Annotated in this window: 7 protein-coding genes and 1 pseudogene; 2 read left to right on the top strand and 6 right to left on the bottom strand. The window is 67.9% G+C overall.

What is annotated here, in order from left to right; all coding sequences use genetic code 11:
• Positions 1-131, bottom strand: a pseudogene (locus tag ABNT58_RS17195) (outer membrane protein assembly factor BamE); the annotation flags it as partial.
• 50 nt (positions 132-181) lie between these two features.
• Here ABNT58_RS17195 and ABNT58_RS17190 point away from each other — a divergent pair.
• Both ABNT58_RS17190 and ABNT58_RS17185 read left to right on the top strand, forming a co-directional pair.
• The gene (locus tag ABNT58_RS17190) at positions 182-385 is read left to right on the top strand and encodes a DUF3460 family protein (protein WP_348754667.1); all 204 of its coding nucleotides are present in this window, start codon (positions 182-184) and stop codon (positions 383-385) included.
• Between the two features lie 41 nt (positions 386-426).
• The gene (locus ABNT58_RS17185) at positions 427-1,269 is read left to right on the top strand and encodes a ScpA family protein (RefSeq protein ID WP_348754668.1); all 843 of its coding nucleotides are present in this window, start codon (positions 427-429) and stop codon (positions 1,267-1,269) included.
• Between the two features lie 10 nt (positions 1,270-1,279).
• Here ABNT58_RS17185 and ABNT58_RS17180 read toward each other — a convergent pair whose 3' ends face one another.
• The 5 genes from ABNT58_RS17180 to ABNT58_RS17160 form a co-directional block, all read right to left on the bottom strand.
• Positions 1,280-2,302: an SGNH/GDSL hydrolase family protein gene (locus ABNT58_RS17180; RefSeq protein WP_348754666.1), complete on the bottom strand. Its 1,023-nt coding sequence runs from the start codon at positions 2,300-2,302 to the stop codon at positions 1,280-1,282.
• Positions 2,303-2,349: 47 nt separating this feature from the next.
• Entirely contained in the window at positions 2,350-4,119 is a 1,770-nt protein-coding gene (locus ABNT58_RS17175; RefSeq protein WP_348754665.1) for an ATP-binding protein, read from the bottom strand.
• Positions 4,116-4,877 (bottom strand): response regulator transcription factor, encoded by a 762-nt coding sequence (locus ABNT58_RS17170; RefSeq protein ID WP_348754664.1) that lies wholly within the window; start codon positions 4,875-4,877, stop codon positions 4,116-4,118. Before ABNT58_RS17170 ends, ABNT58_RS17175 begins: the two co-directional genes overlap by 4 nt.
• A gap of 82 nt (positions 4,878-4,959) precedes the next feature.
• The gene (locus tag ABNT58_RS17165) at positions 4,960-6,129 is read right to left on the bottom strand and encodes a DUF2931 family protein (RefSeq protein WP_348754663.1); all 1,170 of its coding nucleotides are present in this window, start codon (positions 6,127-6,129) and stop codon (positions 4,960-4,962) included.
• Between the two features lie 97 nt (positions 6,130-6,226).
• Positions 6,227-7,536: DUF2235 domain-containing protein (locus ABNT58_RS17160; protein ID WP_348754662.1), on the bottom strand; the 1,310-nt coding region annotated here is incomplete at its 5' end.

Here is a 7,536-nt window from a genome sequence, read left to right as displayed (position 1 = left end):
CGCACGTCGGCCTCGGTGGCCACGCCTTCTTCCAGCTTGGCGATGCGTTCGGCGTCGCAGCCGGCCAGCAGCAGCACGGCGGCCAGGCCCGCCGCCGCGGCCCACCGGCCCTTGAAGTTCCTGTGTGTCATGGGTGCCCCGGGTAAACTCTCAGGTTCTGCCCATTCTTGTCCACCGTGCCATGCCGCTCTTCTGGAAGCCCTACAAGTCCGACGTGACCCAGTTCATCGACTCGCTGAAGGAGAAGAAGCCCACGCTGGAAGCCGAGCAGCGCGCCGGCCGTGCCCTGCTGTGGGACCGCCCGATCGACCGCCAGGCGCAGACCGAATACCAGGAAGCCCGCGTCGCCCAGCAGCCCTACGTCTACCAGACCAAGGGCAAGTGACCGGGGCCAGCCCCCGACCGTCGCCGCCGATGACCGACGACATGCCGCCCAGCGGCGGGCCGCTGCCGCCACCGGCGCAGGAAGCGCCGCCGCACGTGGTCGACACGGTGGCCGTGGCGCGCCTGTATGGCGAGCCGCTGTTCGCGATGCCGCAGGATCTGTACATCCCGCCGGACGCGCTGGAAGTGTTCCTCGAGGCCTTCGAAGGCCCTCTGGACCTGCTGCTGTACCTGATCCGCAAGCAGAACTTCAACATCCTCGACATTCCGCTGGCCGACGTGACGCGCCAGTACCTGGCCTACGTCGAGCAGATCCGCAAGAGCAACCTGGAGCTGGCCAGCGAATACCTGCTGATGGCCGCGATGCTCATCGAGATCAAGAGCCGGATGCTGCTGCCGCCCAAGAAGTCGGCCGACGGGCATGAGCCCGAAGACCCGCGGGCCGAGCTGGTGCGCCGGCTGATCGAGTACGAGCAGATGAAGCTGGCCGCCTTCAAGCTCGATGCGCTGCCGGTGCTGGGCCGCGATTTCCTGCGGGCGCAGGTGACGATCGAGCAAAGCCTGAAGCCGCGCTTTCCCGATGTGTCGATCGACGAGCTGCGCGAGGCCTGGGCCGACATCCTCAAGCGCGCCAGGCTGAACCAGCACCACAAGATCAGCCGCGAGCAGCTGTCGGTGCGCGAGCACATGAGCATCGTGCTGCGCCGGCTGCAGGGCAAGCGCTTCGTTGAATTCGAGGAGCTGTTCGACGTGACCCGCGGCGCGCCGGTGCTGGTGGTCACCTTCATCGCGATGCTCGAGCTGGCGCGGGAGCGCCTGCTCGAGATCACCCAGGCCGAGGCCTTCGCGCCGATCTACGTACGCCTGGCCTACTCACCCAGCTAGAACAGGACCGTCACGCGGCCCGGCGCCTCGCCAGCCAGCCCACGGCTGCCAGGCCGCCCAGCATCAGCGCATAGGTCGACGGCTCGGGAATGGCGGCCACCGTGGCGGCCATGCCGGCGGCGATGAACTGGTGGCCGTAGGTGGTGGGGTGGATGCCATCCCAGAACAGCGAGGTGGCCGGATCGCAGCCCGCGAGCAGGCTGCCGCAGGCGCGCGTGGCGTTGCTGAAGGTGGCCGTCGTCGGGGAGCTGCCGGTCTGGGCCACCGCGTTGGTGAGCAGGCTGAACACGTCGAAGGTGGCGACCCCTTGCTCGCCCGCCAGCCGCGTGGCCAGCGCTCCGTTCATCTGCTGGGCCAGCAGGGTGCCGCCCGCCTGCGCCAGCGGGCCTGCCGCGTTGGCCAGGGGCGTGAGCCCGAGGTTGGGCGTGTTCCACACCACGATGTGGCGTGCGCCGGCCGCCTGCAGGTCGTCGACGATGCCGCCGACGTCGCTGGCGTAACTGTTCGCGGTGGTCAGCAGCGTGCTTTCCACGTTGGCGCCGGCCAGGATGGCGTCCAGCGCGTCAAAGCCGTTGTTGCCACCGCCCGCCACCACGTACAGCGCATGGGCAGACAGCTTGGCGCCGCTGGCCTTCAACGGCGCCAGCAGCATCTGCGCCTGGTCCTTCAGGCTGGGCGCATCGCCACCGCTGGTGCGGGCGCCGCCAAAGGCGTAGTTGTTGCCGCCGGCCAGCGAAGGCAGCGACGCACCCAGACCCAGGCTTTGCGACAGGTAGCTGGCCCATACCTTCCCGTTCGACAGCGTGCCGCTGGCGTAAGGCCGGTCGGGCACGTACGAGTTGCCGCTGATGAACTGCGTGGGGTCGGTGCCGACGGCCAGCGCCGCGTTGCCCACGTCTGACAGGCTGTCGCCCAGCACATACAGCCCGCTGAAGGCGGCGGCCGGCTGCGACAGGGTGGCCAGCCCCATCAGGGCGAGGGCCAGCGCCAGGGGGCGCTTGAAGAACTTGGCGCGTGAACGGTGCAGGGGCATGCGACTTCTCCCGGGTTTGAGGCGGCACTCTAGCCACAAGCCGGCGATCAACGCATCCCCAGCTTGAAAGCGATCATCGCCCGCAGCTTGTTGGGCAGCACCGGCTTGATGAGCAGGTGGAAGTCGTGCGTGGCCGATTCGTCTTCATGCCCGCCGAGGCTGCTGCCGGTGACCACGATGGCCGGCAGCTGGGCCTGCGGCCAGCGGGCGCGCAGCACGGCCAGTGCGTCCAGCCCGGTGGTGCCGGCCGGCAGCCGGTAGTCCACGATCAGCAGGTCGGGCTGCGGCGTGCCGGGCTGCGCGGTCCAGGCCTGCACCGCCTCCACCGTCTCGAAGGCGTCCACCTGCGCGCCCCAGGCCTGCAGCAGCACCACCAGGCCTTCGCGCACCGCGGCTTCGTCTTCCACCACCACCATGCGGCGGCCGTTGAGCGTCAGGCCCAGCGCGGCCTTGCTGCGGGTGATGTCGCGCTCGACCCGACGCTGCTCGATGCCCACCGGCAGTTCCAGGCTGAACACGGTGCCGCGGTCCACGCGGGAGCGCACCGTCAAAGGCGCCTGCAGCAGGTCGGCCAGCCGCTTGACGATGGCCAGGCCCAGACCCAGGCCCTTGCGGTGGTGGGCCTCCAGCGGACGGCTGGTGTGCACCTGGTAGAACTCTTCGAAGATGCGGGGCAGCGCCGCCTCGGACACGCCGATGCCGCTGTCCCACACCTGCACCAGCAGGCGCTGGCCGCGTTGCCGGCAGCTGACCAGCACGCCGCCGTCTTCGGTGTAGCGGATGGCGTTGCTCACCAGGTTGCGCAGGATGCGCTCGAGCAGCAGCGGGTCGGTGTGGGCCACGCGGTGGTCGCCATGGAAGCTCAGCGCCAGGCCCTTCTCGAAGGCCAGCGGCTCGAAGTGCAGCCGCAGCCGGGTGAACACCTCCTTCATGCGCACCGGGTGCGGGTTCACGTCCACGCCGCCGCTGTCGATGCGGGTGATGTCCAGCAGCTCGCCGAACAGGCCCTCCAGCGCGTCCACGCTTTCGTTGATGCTGTTGACCAGCGAGGCCACCTCGGGGTCGCGGATGCGCTGGCGCAAGGCCTCGGCGAACAGGCCCATCGCATGCAGCGGCTGGCGCAGGTCGTGGCTGGCCGCGGCAAAGAACTGGGTCTTGGCGCGGCTGGCGGCCTCGGCGGCGCGGCGGGCTTCGTCGGCAGCGGCCTTTTCCACCCGCAGCTGCGCGGCCAGCTGGTCGGTGCGGGCCTTGAGCGAGATGGCCTGCGCCAGCGCGCTGCGGTGGGTGCGGCCGATGACCAGCGTGGCCACGAAGATCACGCTCAGCACCAGCGCCAGTTGCCAGTGGAAGGGCTCGGACCGGTCGCTGACGATGCGGGCGATGGTGGGCACCAGGATCAGGCTGATGAAGGCGTTGAACACCTTGCCCTGGGTGACCAGCAGCTGCACCGCGCCCAGCGTGTAGGCATAGGCCACCAGGATCAGCGCCAGCCGGTGGTAAGGCGTGCCCAGGTGCCAGAACAGCCACACCGCGGCGCCCCATTGCGCGCCCTGCAGCAGCACCAGCACCACGTAGCTGCGCACCCAGCCCAGCAGCGTGGCGTCGTCCAGCGTGCCAGCCCGCTCGCGCTGGCGGTAGCGCCACCAGTGGCCCAGCCGCAGCAGCCACAGCAGCGTCACCGCGGCCACCCAGCCGCCCAGCACCGCCGGATGGGCCAGCGGGAAGAACACCCCCACCAGCACGCAGAAGCCGACGGCGTTGCCGGTGAGCGAGGCCGGGCTCTGGGCGATCAACGCCCGGATCTGGTCGGCCTTCATCCGCGACGATTCGGCTTCCAGGCCTGGAAGCTGGGCAGCTGGCCCTGCGTCATCTGGCTGACGGCCAGCACCGCCTGCGTGCGCGAGCTGACATTCAGCGCCCGCAGCACCGCGGCCACGTGGTCTTTCACGGTTTCCACCGACAGGTTCATTTCGCGCGCGATCAGCTTGTTGGGCTTGCCCTGCAGCAGCTGCGCCAGCACGTCGGCCTGGCGGGGCGTCAGGCCCAGCGAAGCGAAGGACGGCGCATGGCGCTGGAAGGGCGCGGCCTCGGCCGTCTCGCCGATGCGCATCACGTCGGGCACGGTGTCGGCCTCGGCATGGGCATCCTGGGGCGGCGTCGGCGCCGAGGCGCCGGCATCCATGCCCAGCGACATCGGCGGCACGAAGATGCCGCCCGACATCACCAGCCGCAGGGCTTCGAACAGCATGTCGTTGGACGCGCGCTTGGGCACGAAGCCCATCGCGCCCAGGTCGATGGCCTGGATCACGTCGCTGGCGCGGTCGGAGGCCGACACCACCACCACCGGCAGCGCCGGGTGGGCGCTGCGCAGCTCGCTGAGCACATCGAAGCCGTTGGCATCGCCCAGCTGCAGGTCCAGCAGCACCAGGTCGAACTCGGCATCGGTGACCAGCTGCTGGCGCAGGCCGGCCGCGCTGGCCACGCCGACCACGGTGACGTCGTCACCGAGTCCGCGGATCACGCCCTGCAGGGCAGACAGGATCAGGGGATGGTCGTCGACCAGCAGCACCTTCATGGCAGGCTCCTCGTGGCCGCCTTGCGGCGGCTTTCTGAGGGGGATGGTAGCTTGCCGGCGGCGGCGGCAACCCCCAGCCCGCCTAAGGCGGGCCCAGCTGAAACAGCCTGCGCATCTCGGGCGTGAGCCGCTCCGACGTCTGGCCAGCCCAATGGGTGAACGGCTCGAGCTCGGCGTGCTTGACGCGGGCCACCGGCAGCGGCAAACGCCGATCGCCCTTGACCAGGAATGCGCTGAAGCGCCGGAAGTCTTCGGGCACATGCACCTCGACCTGCGCCATGTCCTGATCGCCCGGCAACCAATCGTTGTCCTCCAGGGTGCGGCCGGGGAACACCTCTTCGAACGCGGCGCGCACCTCGCTCAGGTCGGCCTCGCTCACCGCGCGCTCGCGCAGTGAAAACGTGATCCACAAGTAGTGGCGCTGGCCATAACGGTCGTGGAACCAGAAGAAGGTGGTTTGCGGAATGCCGCGCAAGCGGTTGACTTGCGAGTAGGCGCCCATCTCCCACTGCCCCACGCTCTCCGCCTCCGCATTGCCCTGGTGGCTCTGCAGCTCGGTCACGCGCGAGACATTGCCGCTGAGCACATGGCGCCAGGGGTACTTCACCCGGATGTGCCGCATGTACCACATCGGATCGGGTCGCCATCCCGCCTTCACACGCTCGACGGTCTCGGGTTTCATCCGGTCGAGCGCCAGCCATCGGTCCTCAATCAGCGTGAAAGCACCAGCCGGCACGCTCGTGTTGTAGCTTTGGCGTGTCATGCCCTCGAGCACCCGGGCCCGATAAGCGCCCAGCTCCACCTGACTGCCCACGCCCCACACCCACAGCATCAAATGCCCATCGGGTGCAACGCCGATGCGCAAGTCCTCGTACCGTGGCGCCACTTCACCGTACCTGATCTCACGCGCCACGATCTTTGGCGCCTGCACGAACAACTCGAACAGGCGCTGCAACGGCAGCTCGGCATCCAGCCGGTAGAAGCGGTCCTCCAGGTAGTCGTAGTAGCTCAGCCGCAGCGTCTTGGGCAGGCGGGCACCCTCCATCGGCGTGCCACCCATCCCGAAGCTCCCGGCACCCCAGGCAGCCCCAAAGCCGGTGTAGAAGACGGCCACCGTTTTGCCGTCGGCATCCTTGAGCCAGTTGTTGCTGGTCAAAGTGCTCACGCTGCTGCTGTCCTTGGGGGCAAGGCCGTAGCGGCAGAACGATACCGTCCACTTCATGAAGGCGGTTTCCGGCGTGTCGTTATTCATGAACAGTCCTCGAAGAACCTGCGCGCGACCCGCGACACCTGTACTCATCAGGCCCACCGCCGCTGCACCCTGAAGCCAACGACGCCGGCCCCGCAGCTCAACCGGGCACATGTTGTCGCTCCAGTTCTGTGTCGTTCTTGTAGCGGGGTTGATTCGCGTAGTCGTCTCGCAGTGACAAGTGCAGGTAAGCACGTCGAAACGCTCGCGCCTTGTCTCGACCCAACAACTCCTCCAGCGAGCGGCTGGCGCGGGTACCACCGGCGGCAGCAAACACCCGCTGCCGGGCGAGCTCACGCAACTGAGCCTGGACCGCTGCAATGTCGGGCGTCCGTGCCTGCATGTCGGCCTTGAGCGATGCGGGATATAAGGTGGTCGTGCAACGCTCTGCCACATCCACCATCAAAGACAGGCCCGCCTTGTAATAGTCGCCTCCCACCTGCCGCTGGTGGCGGTACGGATGCAGCGCACCTGCGCTCAGGTCTTCGGAGGCATACCAGCCCTGCGCGTAGACGAAGGACTGGGGGCCCCGCACTGTTTGTCCAGTGCCATCTCCGTCGACCGTCTGCCTGGTCGGAGGCAACTCCACGGTCTCCGGCGGCTCGTCAGCCGCTGTGCCGGCCTTGTAGCCTCCCCCTACGTCGGAATGCGAGCCCGGAATGCCCAGCTCAAAGCCCATGGGCTGCCGGATGCCATCCACCGTCGTCTTCGCGCGGCAAGCGCTGTCAATGGTCGTCAATGCGAAGTGGCGGCGATATTCATCCATCGCCACCAACTGAAAGACACGGCGGGCGGAGTCATCGACAAACCGGAGACCAAGATCCTCCACGTCATTGGTGCGAACCGCGCCTTCGGCAGAGACTGTGTCGAAAAGACCGACGAAGTTCACCTGCACCAGGACGCGCCCCCATTCGTCCAGAAAGTGCTTGGCAATCTCCTCACGCTGCCGCAGCAAGCTCGCGAAATGGCGGGCCGTGGCAGCGCCGCGGCTGAAGCCGAACAGGTTGAGCTCAAGAATAGCGGGCGGATCATCATCGCCGCGTTTGCGTCTGAGGGCATTGATCAGCAAACCAAACGCCTGCTGGGCCCGCACCCGTATACCGGTATCGCCGGTACCCAGCGCCGCCCCCCTCAGGTTATCCGCTTGCAGGCGAGTGGTGCCCATGCCATCGATGTACACACCGAGGTCCGGCCCGTCAGGTTCCCGGCCCAAGGCCTCCCACATGCGCGCCACGTTGGACAAGCCGTTGTCGTAGCTGGTGTTCTCTCCGCCGTATTGCCGGCGGATGCCAGCGTCTTCGGTCGTGACGTTGTAGTAGTTGTTGAACGTGCCGTCGAAGAAGAGATTGACCTGCACCTTGTCGACTTCGACCACATGCTGCGTGTCTTCGCCCGGTGTCGTGACCGTCG

The sequence above is a fragment of the uncultured Aquincola sp. genome (assembly GCF_964001545.1).
In the GTDB taxonomy this organism is placed as follows: domain Bacteria; phylum Pseudomonadota; class Gammaproteobacteria; order Burkholderiales; family Burkholderiaceae_C; genus Aquincola.
Note: the sequence above shows the minus strand (reverse complement) of the source record. Positions and strands in the feature narration are given on the sequence as shown.